This is a genomic window from Rhizobium sp. AN68, assembly GCF_030758035.1.
GTDB classification, from domain to species: domain Bacteria; phylum Pseudomonadota; class Alphaproteobacteria; order Rhizobiales; family Rhizobiaceae; genus Agrobacterium; species Agrobacterium tumefaciens.
In genome coordinates, this window is sequence record NZ_JARWMI010000003.1 from 2,016,910 (window position 1) to 2,039,671 (window position 22,762).

The following is a 22,762-nucleotide window of genomic DNA, read 5'->3' on the forward strand; positions in this document are numbered from 1 at the left end:
GTCTACAAAATCAGTCGGTTGCATATCCTCGGGACAAGCCCGAGGACGACGGAGTGGCGGACGGAAACCTTCGTCAGCAAACCGAAAGTTAAAAAAACTAGCCTTCATTGAAATCGGGTGAAGCCCCGCTTTTTCGCCTCATCCGGTGTTAAGGCGTTCCCAATTTTAAACCGGAAGGCCGTTACGGCGTAGTTATCCAGATCGACCTCGCACTGAAAAGACACATCGTGCCAGCTATTGCCGGTGTTGAATGCGCCGCCGGAAGCATCAATCGAATTCCCCGATATCCTCCCGCCCGTATCCGAATAGGGTATCATGCCACGGGCGGCAAAACCCGCGCCCTGAATTTGCGCCAGAGCCTCCGTGCTGCAAAGCTGAACAATGCGGCGGCGGGGCGGCAGATCACCAAACATCTGGCGTCTTTGGGCCGGAGAAAGCAGCGACGAAGACAATAATTGTTTCGCGGCCGGAAGTTTCGCGGGCTTCTCCTTTGCCACCTCGGCAGGTTTTTCGGCAGCCGGTTTCTCCTGCGGCACAGGCGCCTTCTCCGGCTCAGCCTCTTGCTTGACGGGTGAAACCGCAATTTCTCCCTGTTCGGCGGACGCCTTGAGATCGCCGTTGGCGGCAGATGGCGCGGGCTTGTCCTCAGCCGTCTTTTCAGGCTGGCTTTCAGGCTCCTTGGAAGGCTCGGTCTTGTCCGCTTCCTCCGCCTTACCTGGCTTGTCCTCTGGGTCCGCCTGCGTCTCCTCCGGCCGCATGGCGATCGCCGGCAGCGTCGCCTGCAAGGGCGGCGAAGGTTTCGGCTCCTCTGCCGGCGGAGCGGGCGGCGGCGGTGGAGGCTGCGGCTTTTCTTGCTTTGCCTGCTCGGCGGCGGGAGGCTTGGCTTCTTCCGGCTTCTTTTCCTCAGGCGGCGGCACCAGATCGACGCTGATGCTTTCCGGCTCCTGCGGTTCGGCTATGCGTTCGGGCAGTTCAAAAAGAAAGATCGCGACCACAGCCAGATGCAGCAACACGGAGACGGGCACCGCCCATCCCTTCCCTCGCCATCTGCTTGCCGAAACCTGTTGCATGTTATCGAGCCAAATCGAACCTGAGCATTTCCGAAAAAGCGGAATGCTTTGTTTTCACACATAAGGCTTGTCGCAGAGATCGCCAGTGCGGGAAACAAAAAACCCGGCCAGAGGTGACTGACCGGGTTCAATTTTAACGCAGGCAAAGGCTTAGCTGTCGAGGAAGCTTCTGAGCTTTCTGGAGCGGCTCGGATGCTTCAGCTTGCGCAGTGCCTTCGCCTCGATCTGGCGAATACGTTCGCGCGTGACCGAGAACTGCTGGCCGACTTCTTCCAGCGTATGGTCGGTGTTCATGCCGATGCCGAAACGCATGCGCAGAACACGTTCTTCACGCGGCGTCAGCGAGGCGAGAACGCGGGTCGTCGTCTCGCGCAAGTTGGCCTGAATGGCGGCGTCGATAGGCAGCAGCGCGTTCTTGTCCTCGATGAAGTCGCCGAGATGCGAATCCTCTTCGTCACCCACAGGGGTTTCGAGCGAAATCGGCTCCTTGGCGATTTTCAGAACCTTGCGCACCTTTTCAAGCGGCATGGCCAGCTTTTCCGCCAGCTCTTCCGGGGTCGGCTCGCGGCCGATCTCGTGCAGCATCTGGCGCGAGGTGCGAACGATCTTGTTGATCGTCTCGATCATGTGAACCGGAATACGGATCGTGCGCGCCTGGTCAGCGATCGAACGGGTGATCGCCTGTCTGATCCACCATGTCGCATAGGTCGAGAACTTGTAACCACGGCGATATTCGAACTTGTCCACTGCCTTCATCAGGCCAATATTGCCTTCCTGAATGAGATCGAGGAACTGCAGGCCGCGGTTGGTGTATTTCTTGGCGATGGAGATCACGAGACGCAGGTTGGCCTCGACCATCTCCTTCTTGGCGATACGTGCTTCGCGCTCACCCTTCTGTACCATGGAAACGATACGGCGGAATTCGGCGATGGAAATACCGGTTTCCGTCGACAGATTCTGGATTTCCTGACGGATCTCGCGAATCGTGTTGCTTTCCTCGCGGGCGAATTCCTTCCAGCCGCGGGCGGCCAGATTGGCAATCGACTTCATCCAGTTCGGATCGAGTTCCGCACCGTGATACTGCTCGAGGAAGCTGTCGCGCTTTACGCCATAGGATTCGGCAAGGCGCAGCAGCCGGCCTTCGTTCTGCATCAGACGCTTGGAAATATCGTAAAGCTGCTCGACAAGGCTGTCGACACGGTTCTGGTTCAGCGACAGCGACTTCACAGCCGTGATCAACTGGTCCTTGAGATCCTTGTAGCGGCGCTCCTGACCGGAGGACAGGGTCCCCGTGCAGGCAAGGCGAGCCTCGACCTGCTGGTCCTGAAGCTTGCGCAGCTTCTTGTAGGTGTCGGCAATGGTGTCGAGCGTTTCCATGACCTGCGGACGCAGCTCGGCTTCCATCGCGGCAAGCGAAAGGTTGGACTCGTCGTCGTCCTCTTCTTCCTCTTCCGGCGGCAGGCCATCGCCACCCACATCAGTCACATCCTCGTCACCGGAGGGCGCACGCAGTCTGCGGGTCTTTTCCTTCTCTTCGGCGGCCTTGCGGTCCGCCTCGATCTTTTCCGGGCTCTGGAACTGCGGGGCAGCCTTGGCTTCCGGGCCGGAATAGGTGGTTTCGAGATCGATGATCTCGCGCAGAAGCGTCGTGCCTTCGTTGAGTTCGTCGCGCCAGATGATCAGCGCCTGGAACGTCAACGGGCTTTCGCAAAGGCCGGAGATCATCGTTTCGCGGCCGGCCTCGATGCGCTTGGCGATGGCGATTTCGCCTTCGCGCGACAGAAGCTCTACGGAACCCATTTCGCGCAGATACATGCGCACAGGATCGTCGGTACGGTCGGTCGGTTCTTTTTTCTTCGCGGTCGCAAGCGCGGTACCGCCGGAAGGTGCCAGTTCGCCGCCTTCGGACTCTTCGTTATCGGAATCGTCGCTTTCGGCTTCGCCCGGCGCTTCCTCGGCATCCTCGTCCTCGATAACGTTGATGCCCATATCGGACAGCATCGCCATCGTGTCTTCGATCTGCTCGGACGTCACTTCTTCGGACGGCAGGACGGAATTCAGCTCGTCCATCGTCACATAGCCGCGCTTCTTGGCGGCCTTGATCATCTTTTTGACCGCGTCATCCGAAAGATCGAGAAGCGGACCGTCCGTCGCACCGTCGCGTTCGTTTTCTGCTTCTTCGTTTTCTTTGACTTTGGTTGCCATCTATCTCGTCGCTTTCCCTGACGCTAACACCTGTTCCGCCGCATAGCCGTTCGCCTTGAGAGCATCCGGCTGATAACAGCGAATCACTGTCAGACACCTAACGGAGTGATCTTTAATTGCCGATTAACCACGGCAGCCTCAGGCAGAATGCAAAGACAGTGCACCCGAAAATGCTTGCTCATGCAATTTCTATCCGCCAAGGCTCATTCCACCTTACTATTCCTGAATTGGTGATTCCCGCTATTTCCCGCCCCGTCAAGCCTTTGAGGGCGAGACAGCCACGGAAATTCATAAAAAGGGCCGCATTTTGCGAGTTATCACCAGACTACCCCCTATTTAGGGCGCTTGCAGCAAAAGGCAACCCCACACGTCTTTCTATTCTTTGCCGCAGTCCTCAGCCATGGCCGACAGCCGGACCCTTTACCCGGCCGGACATGACGCCGAAACCATCGATGATCGCTTCCTGATTTTCCATTCGGCCGATTTCCAGCTGAACTTCGGCCAGCGCCCGCACCAGAAGCGTGCCGCGTTCGTCGTCCGTCGCCTCGCCTATTTCCCGTTCCAGTTCGCGCTTCTGCCAGAGCAGGGATTTCGTCCTCTTGTGCAGGGAAAGCGCCTGCACATATCCCTCACGCGCATCTTCCAGCGCCGCCTGTTCCGTGGCCGTCCACAGGCGCGCATTGCGCACCTGCTGGTCCATGGTTTTCAAAAGCACCTCGAAACCCTGCTGCGACAGGCGCTCGATCAGCCCTGCCCGCGAAATCTCGGCCGCACTTTCCGCAGCAAACGTCAGCACAGTCGACCACAGGCGTTGCAGATCGCGGTTCTCGTAATCGATCGCGGCGATCTCGTCATATTCCTCAAGTAGCAGTTCGGGATGGTTGACGATGGTGATGGCGAGAACGCTTTCACGAAGTGAAGGCTTGGTCTGGTGGCCCCTGACCAGACCCGACTGGGTAAGCCGGTCGGAAATGTTGCTGGCCGGCGCAGCCATGGCTCCACCCCGTCCGGAAGCGTTCCTCTGGAACCCGCGCCCATTACCCTGCTGGCCATCGCGGCGGAAATTTCCACCCTGCGAACCGCCCTGCTGAAAACGCGGCTGGAAGAAGGCATTCAGCCTGTCGCGCATATCCTGCTGGTAAAAACGCCGCACCGCCTCGTCGCCGATCACGGCAACGATCTGCCGCAGCCGGCTTTCAAGCTGGGCACGCTTTTCAGGCGTATCGAAAGTCACCGAAGACGTCTCGCGGCTCCAGATCATCGCCGCGAGCGGTTTTGCCTCGGAAAGCACACGGTCAAAAGGCGCACGCCCCTCCAGCCGCACGAGATCATCAGGGTCTTTTCCGTCGGGCAAAAGCGCAAAGCTGACCGAACGATCAGGCTTGATATGCGGCAAGGCGAGATCGGCTGCGCGGTTGGCGGCACGAATGCCGGCGCCGTCGCCATCAAAGCAGAGGATCGGCTGCGGCGACATTTTCCACAGGAGCTCAAGCTGGCTTTCCGTCAGCGCCGTGCCGAGCGGGGCGACAGCATTTTCGACACCCGCCTGATAAAGCGCAATGACATCCATATAACCTTCGACGGCAATGACGGTGCCACCGGAAGCCTGCGAGGCGCGCCGCGCGCGGGCGAAATTGTAGAGAACATTGCCCTTGTGAAAAAGCTCGGTCTCGTTGGAGTTCAGATATTTGGCCACTGCATCCGCCGCCATGGCGCGGCCGCCGAAAGCGATCACCTTTTCGCGCGACGACAGGATCGGGAACATGATGCGGTCGCGGAAGCGGTCATAGGAAACCGGCACGTTTTCATGCACCACCAGCCCGCAGGCTTCCATCTGTTCGCGCGCCACACCCTTGCTCGCCAGATGCTCCTTTAGCGCATTGCGGCTATCTGGAGCAAAACCGAGCCTGAATGTCTCGATGGTGCGCCCAGTCAGTCCGCGATCGCGCAGATAAGCCCGCGCCCGCGCACCAAGCGCGGTCTGCAACTGATCCTGAAAGAACAGCGTCGCCATTTCCATGACGTCCTGCAAAGAGGTGCGCTCGCGCTCGCGCTTCTCAGCCTGCGGATCGGGCTGCGGCATGGAGATGCCGGCCATGTCGGCGATCTGCTGAACCGCTTCGGGGAAACTCAACCCCTCGAGATCGGTGAGAAACCGGAAATGATCGCCGGAAACACCGCAACCAAAACAATGGTATCGCCCCTTGCGATCCTCGCAATGAAAACTCGGGCTTTTTTCGCCATGGAACGGGCAGCAGGCCCAATAATCGCCCCGCGGCGTATTGGTCTTCTTCTTATCCCAGGACACACGTCTGCCGATCACATCGGAGATGTTCACGCGGTCGCGTATCTCATCGAGAAAAGAATTGGAAAATCGCATGGGTTACCTGTTCGAGGCCAGTCTTTCATATAAGCGCAGAAAGGGGTCAGTACCAAACCCAAAGAACCGGAATACCCGATATTCACAGGCCATCGCACTAAAACCGCATCGCCGCTGTCGCCCGCTTCGGGCAAATTTATGGCAGCGCATCATCACAAAAAATTATGTTTTTGTAATTTGAGCCAACCGTCGCCGAGGTATAAAACATATTCAAAGGCAGCGCCCGGACATTCTCATAAAGCTGCTGACGCCCGCAGGCACGTCCCCCGAAAAACGCCTGCGCGTGACCGCATTTTGATCCGCCGAAATGCGCCTTCGTCGGCAGCAAAAAGGCAGGGCAGCCATGGCTGCCCTGCCTTTACTTTTTCCGAACGGGCGAAACCTACTTCAGCAAATCCTTGACGACGCCGGAGGCTTTCGCGAAGTCGATCTGGCCGGGATAGCGCTCCTTGAGCGCATTCATGCACTTGCCCATGTCACGCAGGCCGGAGGCGCCGGTTTCGCTGATGACGGCCTGGCACAATTCGCGCACCTTTTCGGCCGGAATCTCTTCCGGCATGAATTCCTTGATGATGACGATTTCCTCGCGCTCCTGAGCGGCAAGCTCGGCGCGACCGGCACCATCATAGATGCTGGCGGACTCTTCCCGCTGCTTCACCATCTTGGTCAGGATCTGCATGATCTCGTCGTCGGTGACGGGGTCCTTGCCCACGCCGCGATTGGCAATATCGCGATCCTTGATGGCCGCCTGGATGAGACGCACGGTCGATGTACGCCGGGCGTCACGAGCCTTCAGCGCGTCTTTCAGAGTATTAGCGAACGTGTCGCGCATCATTTCTTCTTCTCCTTGGGAAAGTGCATTCCGCAGCTTCTCGACACGGAAACTTTCCACCTTATTTTTCGAAACGACATAACCGAGCAAACCCGCTCAAGCAAATCAAATGCATAAGCCTTTGAATGTGCGAAGGTTTAATTCCGCGTAAATCTCGAGCCTGCGGTTGACCGTTTAAGCAGCTTTCGTTATTTTCCGGCACCTGCACGAGATTTTAACGAAGGGTCAAAACGCGAGTTTTTCGCGCGCCCCTTTATGTCACGAAGCCTGCGACAAAAAATGGCCCCTCTCCCCCTGCCTTTCAAGAGGCGGGGTGCGAAGCGGCAGAAACGGAACGAGATGACCGAGACAGCGCCCTGGACTACCCGCAAACCGACCGCAATGCTTGTTCTTGCCGATGGCACAGTGATCGAGGGAACGGGGATCGGCGCAACCGGCAAGGTACAGGCCGAAGTCTGCTTCAACACCGCACTGACCGGTTACGAAGAAATCCTGACCGATCCGTCCTATCTCGGCCAGATCGTCACCTTCACCTTCCCGCACATCGGCAATGTCGGCACCAATGAGGAAGACATCGAAGACCTGACGCCAGCCGCCCGCCGCGGCGCGGTCGGCGTCATCTTCAAGGCCGACATCACCGACCCTTCGAACTTCCGCGCCGCCAAACATCTGGATGCCTGGCTGAAAGCCCGCGGCGTCATCGGCCTTTGCGGCATCGACACGCGCGCGCTGACGGCATGGATACGCGAAAACGGTGCACCGAACGCGGTGATCGCCCATGATCCCAACGGCGTGTTCGACATTGAGGCGCTAAAGGCGGAAGCCAAGGCATGGAGCGGTCTCGTCGGCCTCGACCTCGCCATCGAAGCCACATCCGGCCAATCCTCCACCTGGACGGAAACGCCTTGGGTTTGGAACGAGGGTTACGGCACGCTGAATGAAGCCGATGCGAAGTACCATGTCGTCTGCGTGGATTTCGGCGTCAAGCGCAACATCCTGCGCCTCTTCGCCGGTCTCGATTGCAAGGTCACGGTGGTTCCGGCCCAGACATCCGCCGAAGACATTCTGGCATTGAAGCCGGATGGCGTTTTCCTTTCCAACGGTCCGGGAGATCCGGCCGCGACAGGCGAATATGCCGTACCGGTCATTCAGAACCTCATCAACAGCGACCTGCCGATCTTCGGCATCTGCCTCGGCCACCAGATGCTTGGCCTGGCCGTCGGCGCCAAGACTGAAAAGATGCACCAGGGCCACCACGGCGCCAACCATCCGGTCAAGGACTTCACCACCGGCAAGGTGGAAATCGTTTCCATGAACCATGGTTTTGCGGTTGACGCCAAGTCGCTGCCTGATGGCGTCGAAGAAACCCACACGTCGCTGTTCGACGGCACCAATTGCGGCCTGCGCATCGTCGGCAAGCCGGTCTTCTCCGTCCAGCACCATCCGGAAGCATCGCCCGGCCCGCAGGACAGCCACTATCTCTTCCGCCGCTTCGTCAACCTGCTGCGCGAGAGACAAGGTGAGGCAGCGCTCGCCGAGCGCTGAGACATCTTCGAAAAATCAGGAAAAATATACGGCCCGCTTTCAGCGGGCCGTTTTCATTTCACGCTTCACCAGAATGACGAAACGTATAGTCAGGAGAACGGCCGCCGTCGAAAGGCCGATCACGAAACCGAACCAGACGCCACGTCCGCCAAAGCCGAGCGGAAAGGCCATGGTCCAGGCCAGCGCCAGCCCGATCGGCCAATAGGAAATCAGCGCCAGCATCGCCGGAATGCGCGCATCCTTCAATCCGCGCAGCAAACCTGCTGTCACGGCCTGGATACCATCGACCAGCTGGAAGATGCCGGCGATCACCACGAGGCTGCTTGCGTAGGCAAGCACTTCCGCCGCTTCCGGCAACTTCGCGTCAAGAAACCACTTCGCCAGAAATTCCGGAACAGCCGCAAACAGGATGCCGCCGCAAACGGCAATGCCGCAGGCAATCGCGTAGACCATGATGGCGGCGCGCACGAGGTTCCTGAAATCACCCTGACCGAACGCGACACCGACCCTCACGGTCGCCGCCTGCGACAGGCCGAGCGGGATCATGAAAGCGATGGAGGCAAGCTGCAGAGCGATGCCATGCGCCGCAAGCTGCACGGTGCCAATCTGTCCCATCAGGATCGAAGCCGCCGCAAACAGCGTCACTTCGGCAAGGATGGTGATGCTGATCGGCAGGCCAAGGCGCAGCACTTCGAACAGCGCATGCCAGTCCGGCCGCCAGAAGCGCACGAACAGCTCGTATTTCCTGGTTTCCTCACGCGTCTGCACATAAGCGACGATGAAGATGAAGCTGAAGGCATTGACGATGACGGCAACGACAGCCGCGCCGTTCATACCCATCACCGGCAATCCGAAATGGCCGAAGACCAGCGCATAGGCCATCAAACCGTTCAGCACCAACATGATGATGGTGACATACAGAATGATGCCCGCACGGCCGATGGCACTGACAAGCCCGCGCAGCACGTAAAAAAGCAGCGCCGGCAAAAGGCCGAACTTGGCGATGGCGAGATAATGGCCGGTCAACGCCGCAACTTCGGGGTTTTGCCCGAGATAGACCAGAATGCGCTCGGCATTGAAGAATATCGGCAAGGCAAGAATCCAGTACGCGATTGCAACCCACATGCCCATGCGCAGCGAGCGGCGGGCAGCCGTCGCATCGCCCTGCCCGTAAGCCTGCGCTACCATTGGCACCACGGCCACGGAAAATCCCGAGCCGAAAATGAAGACAACGAAGAAGAACTGCCCGGCCAGCACCATGGCCGCCAGCTTCTCAGCTCCGAGCTGACCGACGATGACCATATCTGTAGTGTGGATGCCAAGCTGCGCGAGCTGCGCACCGACAAGCGGGATTCCAAGCGCAAGCGTAGCCTTGAAATGCGAAAGCCACGACCCCGATCCAGAGGGAACGGTTTCTGCAACAACCGACGAAGACATTGTAATTCACCTGAATTTTGGCCATTGCCCGCGAATTGCGCAATGGCAGCAGGTGATGAATAAAATATTCCCTTCCTGCACGCAACCTTTGCGGATCAATGATCAAAATTTACGCAGAACGGCAATTTTACGTCCACTTGGGCCGAAACGGCGTGACATAAAACAAATTTAGCCGAATTTTACCATTTCACTTTACGCATTAGAATATCGCGAAGTTCTTTCAAACCATAAGCTGCATGACGCAGAATATTCCCGCCATTGAGGCATGTCTTTCCCATTATTTTCCAAGATGAGCCGAATGGGCACATCTGGTTCCAAGGACGTGTAGCTTGCCCAAAAAAACCAATCTCATGACGCGCATTCTGTTTGCGGCGTCATCGCTTGTCGTCGCCGCTTTTGCCGGCTTTTCCTTCTATATCGACAGTCTTCAACACCAGGTGACAACGCAAGCCGTGGCGGAAAATATCGATTCGTCCGGCAAGCAGGCAGCGCAAAGCATCGCCAACTGGCTGAACGGCCGCATCATGCTGACCGAAACGGTTGCGAAGACGCTCGCCAAGCTCCCAGATGACGACGCCAAACTGCAGTTCCTCCAGAACGACGTGCTGACGGCTCAGTTCATGTCCACCTATTTCGGCGATGCCGAAAGCGGCAGTTTCACGACTTTCCCGAAATTGCCATTGCCGGAAGGCTACGACCCGCGCAAGCGCCCCTGGTATCTGGACGCCGTCAAGGCCGGCAAGCCAGTACTGACCGAGCCCTATAGCGATGCGTCGACTGGCGGCCTTATCATCACTGCCGCCATTCCCGTGTCCATCGACGGCAAGCTGGCCGGCGTGACGGGTAGCGACTTCTCGCTGGATTCTGCTGGTAACGATGATCAAGTCGGTGGATGCCGGCAAGGATGGATACGCCTTCCTCGTCAGCAAGGACGGCAAGATCCTCATGCATCCCGATGCGAAATTCGTCGACAAACCGCTGACCGATCTCTTCAAGGTTGATACACCGGCAATTTCTTCCGCGATTTCGCAAACCGAGATCCACGGCAAGGGCAAGATCACCAGCTTCATTCCCGTCGCCGGTCTGCCCTCGGTCGATTGGTATCTCGGTTTCGTTGTCGATTCCGACGTCGCCTACAGCGCGATCGGCCAATTTCGCCTCGCGGCAACCATCGCGACAATCCTTGCCGCCGCGATCATGATCGCCCTGCTGGCAACCGTTCTCAGCCGTTTCATTGTTCGCCCCGTCACGCAGATGACTGCTGCCATGGAAAGGCTTGCCGCCGGCAATCTCGATGTCGCCATTCCCGGCCAGGAGCGCAGTGACCAGATCGGCTCGATGGCTGCGGCGGTTGCCGTATTCAAATCGAACGCCACGGAACGTCTGCGTCTTGAAGGCGACGCCGAACAGAACCGCACGCTTTCCGAACAGGAGCGCAACGACCGCGAAAGACTGGCGGCGAAAGACGCGGCCGACATCCAGTTCGCAGTCGATTCGCTGGCAAAGGGACTGACGCACCTTTCGAACGGCGACCTCAACTACCGGATCGAGACGCCTTTCGTGACCCGCATCGACCGCTTGCGCGACGACTTCAACAACTCCGTGGCCAAGCTGAACGTTGCCTTGAGCACAGTCGGCCAGAATGCACGCGCAATCGATGCCGGTGCTGGAGAAATCCGCCAGTCTGCCGACGATCTGGCCAAGCGCACCGAGCAGCAGGCCGCCTCTGTCGAGGAGACTGCGGCCGCGCTTGAGGAAATAACCACGACGGTCAAGGATTCCGCCCGCCGTGCCGAAGAGGTAGGCCGTCTGGTAGACCGCACGCGCAACAATGCCGAGCAGTCCGGCATCATCGTCGAGGACGCTGTTCGCGCCATGGAAGGCATCGAAAAATCGTCGTCGGAGATCAGCAACATCATTGGTGTGATCGACGAAATCGCCTTCCAGACGAACCTGCTTGCGCTGAATGCCGGCGTGGAAGCCGCCCGCGCCGGTGAGGCAGGCAAGGGTTTTGCCGTTGTCGCACAGGAAGTGCGCGAGCTTGCCCAGCGCTCTGCAAATGCCGCGAAGGAGATCAAGACGCTGATCAACGCCTCAACATCGCAGGTGCAATCCGGTGTCGATCTCGTCGGCAATGCCGGCAAGGCGCTGGAAACCATCGTCCGCGAAGTCCAGGAGATCAACCGCCACATCGACGCCATCGTAACGTCGTCGCGCGAGCAGTCCACCGGACTTCAGGAAATCAACACCGCCATCAACACCATCGATCAGGGCACCCAGCAGAATGCCGCCATGGTCGAAGAACAGACTGCGGCAAGCCACGGCCTAGCCTCGGAAGCGGCGGCACTCAACGAATTGCTTGCGCAGTTCCAGCTCGCCACGGCAACGCGGCGGCAGGCTGAATATGGGCGTGCTGCGTAGACCTAAAATAGCTCACTGGTGAGACAATCGCACCGTTACCCCGGATCCAGTCCGGCATGACGGAGGAGACGTTTCAGTCTTCATTATGGCCGGAGCGATCCGGCCATTTTTCTTGTCCGCTCTCAGCACGCGAAAAACCCTGTTCCCGCCACTCACACGATCAGCTAGAGCTTGGTCGATCATGATTTGCGGAGGGATCTATGCTGGATTTGATTTGGCGCGGTATTGCCATGGGGGTGGGTGGCACCGTGTTTATGGATATATGGGCGATTGTGCTGCACCGGTTTTTCGGCCAATCCGCCCCGAACTGGGGCGCCGGTCGGCCGCTGGTTCTGGCATCTGCCGAAGGGCCGGATATTCCACGATACTATAGCGACGGCCGCACCTTACGAGCATGAATTGGCGCTCGGCTGGGTCTCGCATTATGCCGTCGGCATTCTCTACGGCATCATTCTCGCCCTGATAGTGCCGGCCTCGTGGTTTTCAGAGCCGTCCTTCATTCAGCCTTGGATCGTGGGCATCGTCACGGTCGGCGCGGGCTGGTTCCTGCTGCAACCTGGCCTCGGCATCGGCTGGGCGGCATCGAAGACGCCGAACCCGAACAAGGTTCGCTTTCTCAACCTCGTTGCACATACGATCTTCGCGCTTGGCATGTATGCCGTGGCGCTGTTGATGCGCTGAATAAAAAAGGGGGCTGAAAAGCCCCCTCGTTCATTTGATTATCAGATATTCGCCGAAAAGGTGTCGCAGTCCTCGACGCGTCCGTTCTGGAAGCCGCGCTTGAACCATTCCATGCGCTGCGCCGACGTACCGTGGTTGAAACTGTCAGGCACAACATATCCTTGAGTCTGCTTCTGCAGGGTGTCGTCGCCGATCTGGTGGGCAGCGTTGAGCGCTTCCTCAAGGTCACCGGTTTCTAGAATTCCCTTCTGTTCGGTGAACTTGCCCCAGATGCCGGCATAACAATCGGCCTGAAGCTCCACACGCACCGACATCTTGTTGGCATCCACCTGGCTCATGGACTGGCGGCGGCGGTTGAACTCCGGCAGGACACCGGTCAGGTTCTGGACGTGGTGGCCCACCTCATGCGCAATCACATAAGCCTGCGCGAAATCGCCAGACGCGCCGAAACGCTTGTCAAGTTCACTGAAGAAACTGGTGTCAAGATAGACCTTGCGGTCACCAGGGCAATAAAACGGGCCGCTGGCCGCAGAGGCAGAACCGCAGGCAGACGCAACCTGCCCGGAAAACAGCACAAGGGTCGGTTTCTGATAGGTCTCGCCGGCGGACTGGAAAATGCCGCTCCACGTATCTTCCGTCTCAGCCAGCACGGTGCGCACGAAAGCCGTCGTCTCGTCGGACGATTGGCCCTGCGGCCGAGTGCCCGCCTGCTGGCCGGATTGCTGCGTGGTACCGCCCCCATCCAGTGAAATGTCTCCGCCCGAAAGCAGCGTCAGCGGATTGATGCCAAGCACCCAGCTTATCAGCAGGATCAGCAGAAGACCGCCAATGCCGATGCCGCCGCCGCGGCGCCCGATCGGCACGCGCATTCCGCCACGCGAAAAAGGATCGTTGCCGGATGGCCCCGATCCCGCCGACATGCCGCGCCGATCCTCGATATTGTCCGACTGGCGGCGCCCTCTCCATTCCATGCTTTTCTCTCCGCAAACGTCGCCTCAACAGGCAACCTTATAACGGCACTATAATACATCTTGTTCCGGAAGAAAGCGGAGGTGGGTGCATTCGTTCAGGAGGCTCGCCGCCTTTGCGTGAAGACGGTCAGAGACAGCAGGGCAAACACGAACACGCCCGCGAAAAGCACCACAAGACCCGGCTGACCGTCACCGAAAGCAACCTCGTGAATGATCCGCCCCGGAACGAAGGTGAAACCGCCTGCGATGACGATACCGCCGAGATAAACACTCTGCATGATCCTCATATGGCGCCTGATTTCGCCCCTGCGCGCAAAAAGGACCGATTGCAGACAGCCATATATGGTGAGAACCGATAAAAGATGGATCGGGCTGAAACCGTAAAACACCCTCAATTCATGAATGAAGAAGGTCGAAACGGACGTCATGACCATCAGCGTCACCCAGATCCTGCCGAGGAGCCGGTGGATGGCGGTTCCTTTGGGGCGAAGGAAAATGAAGGCACCGAGAATCGCGGCCGGAACAACGGTGGCGACATGGAATTGCACGGCAAGCGGTGCGTCTAGCAAAGGCTGGAGTGACATGGTGAAGCGTTTTGACCCGGTTGAAATTATCGCTAACTTCGGCAAAACATGCGCGAAAGAAAAACGCATTGGCGTCAACCGCAGGAAAACTTCGTGGATCACCTCTCTTTGCAGTCCACGCTTCGTGAAATGCACGCCATCCTGCAATCGCGCAGACTGTGGCTGACCTTCCTTGCCATATTGGCGATCTTCATTCTGACCGGCCCTTTCGGGACAAGTGAGACCATGAGTTTCGCCGACCGGCTGCTTTACTGGACAATCGTTCAGGCTGGCGCATGGACGTTCGCAATATCCTTTTCCATCCTCGCCAACACCATCCTTGCCGGCAGCATTGAAAATATGCTGACACGCATGATGATCGGCTCGCTGACGGCAGCCCTGCCCATCGGGCTGCTGCTTTCCATCATGAACCAAATCTTTTCCGGCAGGGAAATGGGTTTCGCTGCCTTTCTGAAAAGCAGCCTGTCGGCCCTGCCGCTCTGCGCCATCTTTTGCCTGCTGAGCTACCTCACGGCCTGCCAGTCACGCGCAACGGCAACGGATGCCGTTGCGGACCCGAATGGAGATGCCAAAGGTGAGGTGAAAAGCATCGCGCCGCTGCTGGAGCGGCTGCCGCCGCAAAAGCGCGGAGAATTGCTGCGGCTGTCGGTGCAGGACCACTATACCGAAATCGTCACCACGCGCGGCCATCAGCTCGTTCTGCTGCGTTTTGCCGATGCGCTGAAAGAAATAGGCCTCACGGAAGGCTTGCAGGTGCACCGTTCCCACTGGATTGCCATTTCCGACGTCGTCTCGTTGCGTAAACAGGCTGGCCGTCTGCACGTCATTACAAGAGACGGCTCGGAAATACCCGTCAGCCGCTCCCATAGCGCGGCCGTGCAGGCCCGTTTCGCCGCGCATACACCGGCGGGTTAAGAGTTTCTGTCGATTCCGGAATTTATGGGGTTCCGTTCTCAAAAACATTTGCCTATAAGCCGCTTCTAGCCTGAAAACTTTGAATTGCGCGCCCCGGCCGGTGATCTTTCACCCTGGCTGGTGTTTTGCGCAACCAAAACGCGGAACGAGAGAGCCATGCCGAAGCGCCAAGATATCAAGTCCATCCTCATCATTGGCGCAGGACCGATCGTCATCGGCCAAGCATGTGAATTCGACTATTCCGGCACCCAGGCCTGCAAGGCGCTGAAGGAAGAGGGTTACCGGGTCATTCTGGTGAACTCCAACCCGGCCACCATCATGACCGATCCGGGCCTTGCCGACGCAACCTATGTCGAGCCGATCACCCCGGAAGTCGTTGCCAAGATCATCGCGAAGGAACGCCCGGACGCGCTGCTGCCCACCATGGGCGGCCAGACCGCGCTCAACACCGCGCTGTCCCTGAAGCGCATGGGCGTTCTCGACCGCTACAATGTGGAAATGATCGGCGCCAAGCCCGAAGCCATCGACATGGCCGAAGACCGCGCCCTCTTCCGCGAGGCCATGGCTCGCATCGGCCTCGAAACGCCGAAGTCCATGCTGGCCAACGCCACTGAAATCAAGGACGCCGACCGCAAGAAGCACGAAGCTGCCCGCGCCGAACTCAAGGCGAAGCTTTCCGGTGCGGAACTGGACAAGGCGCTGGACGATCTGGAAAACCAGTGGAACCTTGGCGAGACCGACCGCAAGCAGCGTTACATGGCGCATGCGATTGCAATCGCCGCCCAGGCGATCGACCATGTCGGCCTGCCCGCCATCATCCGCCCGTCCTTCACGCTCGGCGGCACCGGCGGCGGCATTGCCTATAACCGCTCCGAATTCTTCGACATCGTCTCGGGCGGCCTCGACGCTTCGCCGACCACCGAGGTGCTGGTCGAAGAATCTGTTCTCGGCTGGAAGGAATATGAAATGGAAGTGGTCCGCGACACCGCGGACAATTGCATCATCATCTGCTCCATCGAAAACATCGATCCGATGGGCGTCCACACGGGCGACTCGATCACGGTTGCGCCAGCACTGACGCTGACCGACAAGGAATACCAGATCATGCGCAACGCCTCGATTGCGGTGCTGCGTGAGATCGGCGTGGAAACCGGCGGCTCGAACGTGCAGTTCGCCGTCAACCCGAAAGACGGCCGCCTCGTCGTCATCGAAATGAACCCGCGCGTTTCGCGCTCGTCTGCTCTCGCCTCCAAGGCGACCGGCTTCCCGATCGCCAAGATCGCCGCCAAGCTCGCCATCGGCTATACGCTCGACGAGCTGGAAAACGATATCACCGGCGGCGCGACGCCTGCCTCGTTCGAACCGTCGATCGACTACGTCGTCACCAAGATCCCGCGTTTCGCCTTCGAGAAGTTCCCGGGCGCCTCGCCGATCCTCACCACGGCCATGAAGTCCGTCGGTGAAGTCATGGCCATCGGCCGCACCTTCGCAGAATCGCTGCAAAAGGCGCTGCGCGGCATGGAAACCGGCCTCACCGGTCTCGATGAAATCGAAATCCCCGGCTTCGAAGAGGGCGAAGGCTCCAAGAACGCCATCCGCGCCGCCATCGGCACGCCGACGCCGGATCGCCTGCGCATGGTCGCCCAGGCGCTGCGCATGGGAATGACGGAAGAAGAAGTCCACGAAAACTCGAAGATCGACCCTTGGTTCATCGCCCAGTTCAAGGCAATTGTGGACATGGAAGCCCGTGTCCGTGAGCAAGGCCTGCCGCAGGACGCAGAGAACCTGCGCATGCTCAAAGCCATGGGCTTTTCCGACGCCCGCCTGGCAATTCTGACGGGCAAGCGCCCAAAGGAAGTGGCCGAACTGCGCAACAGCCTCAATGTTCGCCCGGTCTTCAAGCGCATCGATACCTGCGCGGCAGAATTCGCCTCGCCCACCGCCTACATGTATTCGACCTATGAAATCCCCTTCGTCGGCGCCGCCCGCTCTGAAGCGCAGGTTTCCGACCGCAAGAAGGTCGTCATCCTCGGCGGCGGTCCGAACCGTATCGGCCAGGGCATCGAGTTCGACTATTGCTGCTGCCATGCTGCCTTCGCGCTGAAGGATGCAGGCTTCGAAGCGATCATGATCAACTGCAACCCGGAAACGGTTTCGACCGACTACGACACCTCCGACCGCCTCTATTTCGAACCGCTGACGGCCGAAGACGTGATCGAGATCATGCGCGCCGAACAGGAAAAGGGCGAACTGGTCGGCGTCATCGTGCAGTTCGGCGGCCAGACGCCGCTGAAGCTGGCCGAAGCGCTGGAAAAGAACGGTATTCCGATCCTCGGCACCGCGCCTGACATGATCGACCTTGCCGAAGACCGCGACCGCTTCCAGAAGCTGCTGATGAAGCTCGACCTCGCCCAGCCGAACAACGGCATCGCCTATTCGGTTGAACAGGCGCGCCTCGTCGCTTCGGAAATCGGCTTCCCGCTGGTCGTGCGTCCGTCCTATGTTCTGGGTGGCCGCGCCATGCAGATCATCCATTCGGAAGGCCAGCTCCAGACCTATCTGCTCGACACGGTTCCGGGCCTCGTGCCAGAGGACATCAAGCAGCGTTACCCGAACGACAAGACCGGCCAGATCAACACCCTGCTCGGCAAGAACCCGCTTCTGTTCGATAGCTACCTGACCAACGCCGTCGAAGTCGACGTCGATGCACTGTGCGACGGCGAAAACGTCTTCGTGTCGGGCATCATGGAGCACATCGAAGAAGCCGGTATCCACTCGGGCGACTCGGCCTGCTCGCTGCCGTCCCGTTCGCTGAGCAAGGAAACCCTCGACGAGCTGGAACGCCAGACGACGGCGCTTGCAAAGGCGCTCAACGTCGGTGGCCTGATGAACGTTCAGTACGCGATCAAGGACGGCACGATCTACGTTCTCGAAGTCAACCCGCGCGCCTCCCGCACGGTGCCCTTCGTTGCAAAAACCATCGGTGCGCCGATCGCCAAGATCGCTGCCCGCGTCATGGCCGGCGAAAAGCTTGATGCGGCGATTGCCGCTTACGGCAAGAAACCCGACCCGCGCAACCTGAAGCACATCGCCGTCAAGGAAGCCGTTTTCCCCTTCGCCCGCTTCCCCGGCGTCGACATTCTGCTCGGACCGGAAATGCGCTCGACCGGCGAAGTCATCGGCCTCGACACCGATTTCGCACTCGCCTTCGCCAAGAGCCAGCTCGGCGCCGGCGTCGACCTGCCGCGCTCCGGCACCGTCTTCGTCTCGGTGCGCGACGACGACAAGGACCGCGTATTGCCCGCAATTCGTATTCTGGTCGAGAGTGGCTTCAGGGTACTGGCAACCGGCGGCACCCAGCGTTTCCTTGCTGAACAGGGCATCAACGCCGAGAAGATCAACAAGGTGCAGGAAGGTCGTCCGCATATCGAAGACGCCATCCGCAACCGTCAGGTCCAGCTGGTCATCAACACCACCGACAGCAACAAGGCGATTTCCGACTCGAAGTCGCTGCGCCGCGCAACGCTGATGCAGAAGGTGCCCTACTACACGACGATGGCCGGTGCGGAAGCAGCAGCCCTTGCCATCAAGGCGCTTAAGGCCGGCAACCTGGAAGTGAAGCCCTTGCAGAGCTACTTCCTGTAAAATCAGCCGACAACAAAGATCATGGAAACGCCGCGGGTCATGCCTGCGGCGTTTTGCATTGTCTCACAAAAAGCTCAAAAGCCTCACGCCGCCAGGGCTTCGCGCACGCAATTGCGCCCATCCGTCTTGGCGCGGTAAAGGGCGCGGTCCGCCATTTCCGCCAGGGTCTGAAGATCGCAGCGCATATCGCCGCTGGTTGCGACGCCGATGCTGATCGTCACGCCGACACGCAAACCGCCGCAATCGACTTCGGTTATCGCAATCGCATCGCGAATGCGTTCTCCGATCATGCAAGCCTTTTGAACACCGGCACCCGGCAGGAAGATGATGAACTCCTCGCCACCGTAACGCGCCAGCACGTCACCACCGCGTATGCTGCCGCCGATACGCTTCGCGACTTCCTGAAGAACGCTGTGGCCGACGGCGTGGCCGAAGCGGTCGTTGATTGATTTGAAGTGGTCGATATCGAGCAGCATCGCCGCATCGTGGGGACCCGGCACCGCCGGCATGGCCTGGAAGAAAAAACGACGGTTCTTGACGCCCGTCAAAGGATCGGTGTTGGCGAGAACCAGCAATTTCCGCTCTGACCGCTCGGCTACCAGCATCATCACGAACAGCGCAATGGCGAAGTTCAACATGATGATCAAGAAAAACGCATTGACCAGATCGATGGCGGCGTATTGGGGCAAAAGCACGCTCTTTGCCACCGACAACGAAATCAGGCCGGAAATACCCGCAATCGCGCCCAGCGCGAAGCGGGACAGGAGTGGCTCCTTGCGCCACCGCGCAAAAAGCCCGCCCGCTCCCGCAAGATAGGCCACAGCCGCACAGCCGTTGAACAGGGCCGCACGATAAGCGTTATTGTCAGCCACCTGCTGTGCAAGGACAATTGCCAGCAAGGCAATCAAACAGACAGCTGATACTGTCCCCCTGCTGGCAGCACGTCCATCGCTCACGATTTTCAGGCCAAGCCAGATCAGCGCATAACCCACGATACCGAATACGATGCTGCCGAATTGCCACAAGGCCGGAGACATTATTCCCCATTCGCCGTACCCAGCGAGCGTGGAGCCGGCAGCCATGGCTGCGAAGCCTGCTGCAAGAGCTGTCGGGCCGTGCAAACCACGATTTGTGAGCTTCAGATATATAAAACTCAGCATTCCAACAATGTAAGAACACTTTTGCATCAGTATCACTGTTGCAAGATCTAGTTCGCCGAGCATCATACATCCACGCAATGAATAAATATAAATATCTGAATTATGGCATCAAGTATAAAATTTCAATAAAAATAACCAATAAACAAAAATTTAATCATATCGATGAAGACATCGATGATCATCCAATATAGCATAGCAACACACAAAACAGTATATTAGAATAATCTTATAAAATCAATTTCATTCCTGAAATTCTGCATTTCCTCCTTCTTCTGCTGCGAGTCGGGAAGGCGAAGAAGATAGGAAGGGTGCACCGTGACAAAAAGCGTCCGCTCCTCCTGCATCGGTATCGGGCGACCCCGAACCTCGGAGACCTTTTCCTTTCCGCCTGTCAGCGCATAAAGCGCAGTTGCACCCATGGCAACGATAAGCTTCGGCCGTACCAGCTCGATTTCCTTGTTAAGCCACCAGCGGCACTGCTGCACCTCGCCCGCATCCGGTCGTTGGTGAATGCGCCGCTTGCCGCGGGCCTCGTATTTGAAGTGTTTGACGGCGTTGGTGACATAAAGCTTTTTGCGGTCAATACCGGCTTCAACCAACGTCCGGTCGAACAGCTGACCAGCGGGACCGACGAAAGGTTTTCCGGCAAGATCCTCATGATCTCCCGGCTGTTCCCCGACGATCATCACTTTCGCATCTTCAGGTCCCATGCCGAACACTGTCTGCGTTGCCTTGCAATGCAGGGCGCAGCGCGTGCATTGGCCAGCCTCCCGCGCCAATGAAGCGAGCGTACCGTCTGGCGCCGCTGGCGGCTCTTCACGCGCCGAGGCCGCGGCCTGCAGGCGGTGATGGAATGGTTGCGGCTGGCTAGCAGCCTTCGCCGCCATCTCCAGCACCCGCGCCTCGGCACCGAGAACGAGACCTGGAATAAGCTCGGCTTCCGGCAAATTTTTCCAGTATTTCTTTGGCATCTCTGCCGTCATCGCTTTTATCTTCAGACGCGCCGGATTGAATATGTTGGCATAATAGGTTCGCCACAGCTCGTCGGTTTCATCCGTCAGCTCAGGCTTGGACGCGGCCTGCCGCGATGTCTCCAGCACGTTTCCGTCCCACCGCGCGGAGCCGTTCGGTGTCGCGATCAGCCAGTCCATATCCGTGAACCGCCGCTGGAAAAACGGGGCCGTGCGCTCGACGATGAAGTGATCCGGCTCGAACCATGCGACGAAGCGCCGCCGCCCGCCCTGCCCCTGCGGCAAGGATAATTCCTTGAAGCGAACAAAGGCCGTCATCTTGTGACAATCGCGGCGGACCGATTTTTCAAGCTGCCGGGCTTCGGAAACATCCGCATCGGACTTGAACTGCAGCAGGGCGCGATCCCGCTTCAGCCGCCACAGCAACCGGTAAAGCAGTGCGAAACGACCCGGATCGCTATGACAGATAATCGCTTGCGCCAACGTCACGAAGGAGGCTGGAACGGACACCTGCACGTCATCCGCACGGGCCGCCGGCAAAGGCTCTCCGGCAAAATCGAGAAGCCCGACTTTCTCATCCCGCAACCGCCAGTCAATCGCCTCCGGCGGCACATTGGCGGCGAGAGCCGCGCGCGCCGCATCACGCCACTCGCCGAAATCGCCCCGCCCTTCCAGAACCGGGCCGTACATCACAGCAGCGATAATTGTTCGGGCTGCGGAGCAAACATCGCTCGCAAATCCGGCCGTTCAGTCAGCTTGCCCGGCGTCCAGCCCTCGGCAACGATGAAGGCCTTCACCTTTTTCAGGGAAACGCCGAAGCGGGCAATATCCTCCAGCCGCAACCGTCGAATCCGGCGTGAAGACAGGATCGAGGCGACCGTCTTGGTACCGAAGCCGGGCACGCGCAGCAATATTTCGCGATCCGCCACGTTCACGTCCACTGGAAAACGGTCACGATTTTTCAGCGCCCAGGCAAGCTTCGGATCTATATCGAGATCGAGCATTCCGTTACCGCCGATCGCGGTTATTTCACCAATGTCGAACCCATAAAAACGATAAAGCCAGTCGGCCTGATAAAGCCTGTGTTCCCGCATCAAAGGCGGCTTGATGAGCGGCAGGTTCTTCGACGAATCCGGAATGGGGCTGAAAGCCGAATAATAGACGCGCCGCAAACCATAGCTGCCATAAAGCCGGGCGCTGGTGGACAGAATGGTGCTGTCATCAGCCCCATCCGCCCCAACGATCATCTGCGTGCTCTGTCCGGCAGGCGCAAAACGTTTGGTCTTTCGCGTCCTGACAGTCGGCTCCCCCGCCTCCTCGATCTTCAGGCGGATATCAGCCATCGAGCGGCGAATATTGGCGGGCTGCTTTTCCGGCGCAAAACGGCTGACGCCGCTATCAGTCGGCAATTCGATGTTGATCGACAGCCGGTCGGCGTAAAGCCCCGCTTCCTCAATAAGCTTTGGCGATGCTTCGGGAATGGATTTCAGATGGATGTAGCCGCGAAAACCATGCGTGACGCGCAGTTCCCGCGCCACCCGCACCATCTCTTCCATCGTATGATCGGAAGAGCGGATAATGCCGGAAGAGAGAAACAGCCCCTCGATATAGTTGCGCCGATAGAACTCCAGCGTCAGCCACACCACCTCCTCGGCAGTAAACCGCGCCCGCTCGACATTGCTCGAAGAACGATTGATGCAATAGGCGCAATCATAGATACAGAAATTGGTGAGCAAAATCTTCAGGAGCGAAATGCAGCGCCCGTCCGGCGCATAGGCATGGCATATGCCCGACCCCTCCGTGGAGCCAAGTCCGCCGGATGCAGCAGAGCTGCGTTTCGTCGTGCCGCTGGAGGCACAGGACGCATCGTATTTGGCCGCATCGGAAAGAATGGCAAGCCGTTGCCTGATTGACTTCTTCATGGTTATGTTCACTATATGTTCTA

General features: G+C 58.6%; 13 protein-coding genes and 2 pseudogenes. 5 read left to right on the forward strand and 10 right to left on the reverse strand.

Annotation, left to right across the window (positions count from 1 at the left end):
- Positions 1-104: 104 nt before the first annotated feature.
- The 4 genes from RBH71_RS22935 to RBH71_RS22950 all read right to left on the reverse strand — a co-directional run bounded on the left by RBH71_RS22935 (position 105) and on the right by RBH71_RS22950 (position 6,487).
- Positions 105-1,025 (reverse strand): DUF930 domain-containing protein, encoded by a 921-nt coding sequence (locus RBH71_RS22935; protein WP_003513357.1) that lies wholly within the window; start codon positions 1,023-1,025, stop codon positions 105-107.
- A 195-nt stretch (positions 1,026-1,220) separates the two neighbouring features.
- Positions 1,221-3,275, reverse strand: a complete 2,055-nt coding sequence (gene rpoD, locus RBH71_RS22940; RefSeq protein WP_003513359.1) for an RNA polymerase sigma factor RpoD — start codon at positions 3,273-3,275, stop codon at positions 1,221-1,223.
- 394 nt (positions 3,276-3,669) lie between these two features.
- A complete protein-coding gene (gene dnaG / locus RBH71_RS22945) occupies positions 3,670-5,655 on the reverse strand; it encodes a DNA primase (protein WP_003513370.1) in 1,986 nt (661 codons plus the stop codon).
- A gap of 382 nt (positions 5,656-6,037) precedes the next feature.
- Positions 6,038-6,487, reverse strand: coding sequence for a GatB/YqeY domain-containing protein (locus RBH71_RS22950; RefSeq protein ID WP_026330775.1), 450 nt, complete (start codon positions 6,485-6,487; stop codon positions 6,038-6,040).
- 339 nt (positions 6,488-6,826) lie between these two features.
- On the opposite strand from RBH71_RS22950, the gene carA reads away from it, so the two are divergent.
- The gene (gene carA, locus RBH71_RS22955; protein ID WP_003513375.1) at positions 6,827-8,032 is read left to right on the forward strand and encodes a glutamine-hydrolyzing carbamoyl-phosphate synthase small subunit; all 1,206 of its coding nucleotides are present in this window, start codon (positions 6,827-6,829) and stop codon (positions 8,030-8,032) included.
- Positions 8,033-8,071: 39 nt separating this feature from the next.
- On the opposite strand, the gene RBH71_RS22960 is transcribed toward carA, so the two are convergent.
- Entirely contained in the window at positions 8,072-9,469 is a 1,398-nt protein-coding gene (locus RBH71_RS22960; protein ID WP_003513377.1) for an MATE family efflux transporter, read from the reverse strand.
- A gap of 329 nt (positions 9,470-9,798) precedes the next feature.
- Between RBH71_RS22960 and RBH71_RS22965 the strand changes: the two are divergent.
- Positions 9,799-11,890 (forward strand): annotated as a pseudogene (locus RBH71_RS22965) (methyl-accepting chemotaxis protein).
- 200 nt (positions 11,891-12,090) lie between these two features.
- A pseudogene (locus RBH71_RS22970) lies at positions 12,091-12,571 on the forward strand (DUF2938 domain-containing protein).
- 41 nt (positions 12,572-12,612) lie between these two features.
- On the opposite strand, the gene RBH71_RS22975 reads toward RBH71_RS22970, so the two are convergent.
- Together RBH71_RS22975 and RBH71_RS22980 are read right to left on the reverse strand one after the other, a co-directional pair.
- A complete protein-coding gene (locus tag RBH71_RS22975) occupies positions 12,613-13,542 on the reverse strand; it encodes a neutral zinc metallopeptidase (RefSeq protein WP_003513383.1) in 930 nt (309 codons plus the stop codon).
- Between the two features lie 95 nt (positions 13,543-13,637).
- The gene (locus RBH71_RS22980) at positions 13,638-14,126 is read right to left on the reverse strand and encodes a DUF2306 domain-containing protein (protein WP_003513390.1); all 489 of its coding nucleotides are present in this window, start codon (positions 14,124-14,126) and stop codon (positions 13,638-13,640) included.
- 48 nt (positions 14,127-14,174) lie between these two features.
- On the opposite strand from RBH71_RS22980, the gene RBH71_RS22985 reads away from it, so the two are divergent.
- Both RBH71_RS22985 and carB read left to right on the forward strand, forming a co-directional pair.
- Entirely contained in the window at positions 14,175-15,041 is an 867-nt protein-coding gene (locus tag RBH71_RS22985; RefSeq protein ID WP_003513391.1) for a LytTR family DNA-binding domain-containing protein, read from the forward strand.
- Positions 15,042-15,197: 156 nt separating this feature from the next.
- Complete coding sequence (gene carB, locus RBH71_RS22990; protein ID WP_003513392.1) at positions 15,198-18,686, forward strand: carbamoyl-phosphate synthase large subunit; 3,489 nt, start codon at positions 15,198-15,200, stop codon at positions 18,684-18,686.
- A gap of 83 nt (positions 18,687-18,769) precedes the next feature.
- Here the strand turns inward: carB and RBH71_RS22995 are convergent, their stop codons facing one another.
- The 3 genes from RBH71_RS22995 to RBH71_RS23005 form a co-directional block, all read right to left on the reverse strand.
- Positions 18,770-19,909 (reverse strand): GGDEF domain-containing protein, encoded by a 1,140-nt coding sequence (locus tag RBH71_RS22995; protein WP_323687523.1) that lies wholly within the window; start codon positions 19,907-19,909, stop codon positions 18,770-18,772.
- Positions 19,910-20,061: 152 nt separating this feature from the next.
- Positions 20,062-21,507 (reverse strand): UdgX family uracil-DNA binding protein, encoded by a 1,446-nt coding sequence (locus tag RBH71_RS23000; protein WP_003513394.1) that lies wholly within the window; start codon positions 21,505-21,507, stop codon positions 20,062-20,064.
- Positions 21,507-22,739 (reverse strand): putative DNA modification/repair radical SAM protein, encoded by a 1,233-nt coding sequence (locus tag RBH71_RS23005; RefSeq protein WP_003513395.1) that lies wholly within the window; start codon positions 22,737-22,739, stop codon positions 21,507-21,509. Before RBH71_RS23005 ends, RBH71_RS23000 begins: the two co-directional genes overlap by 1 nt.
- Positions 22,740-22,762 lie beyond the last annotated feature (23 nt).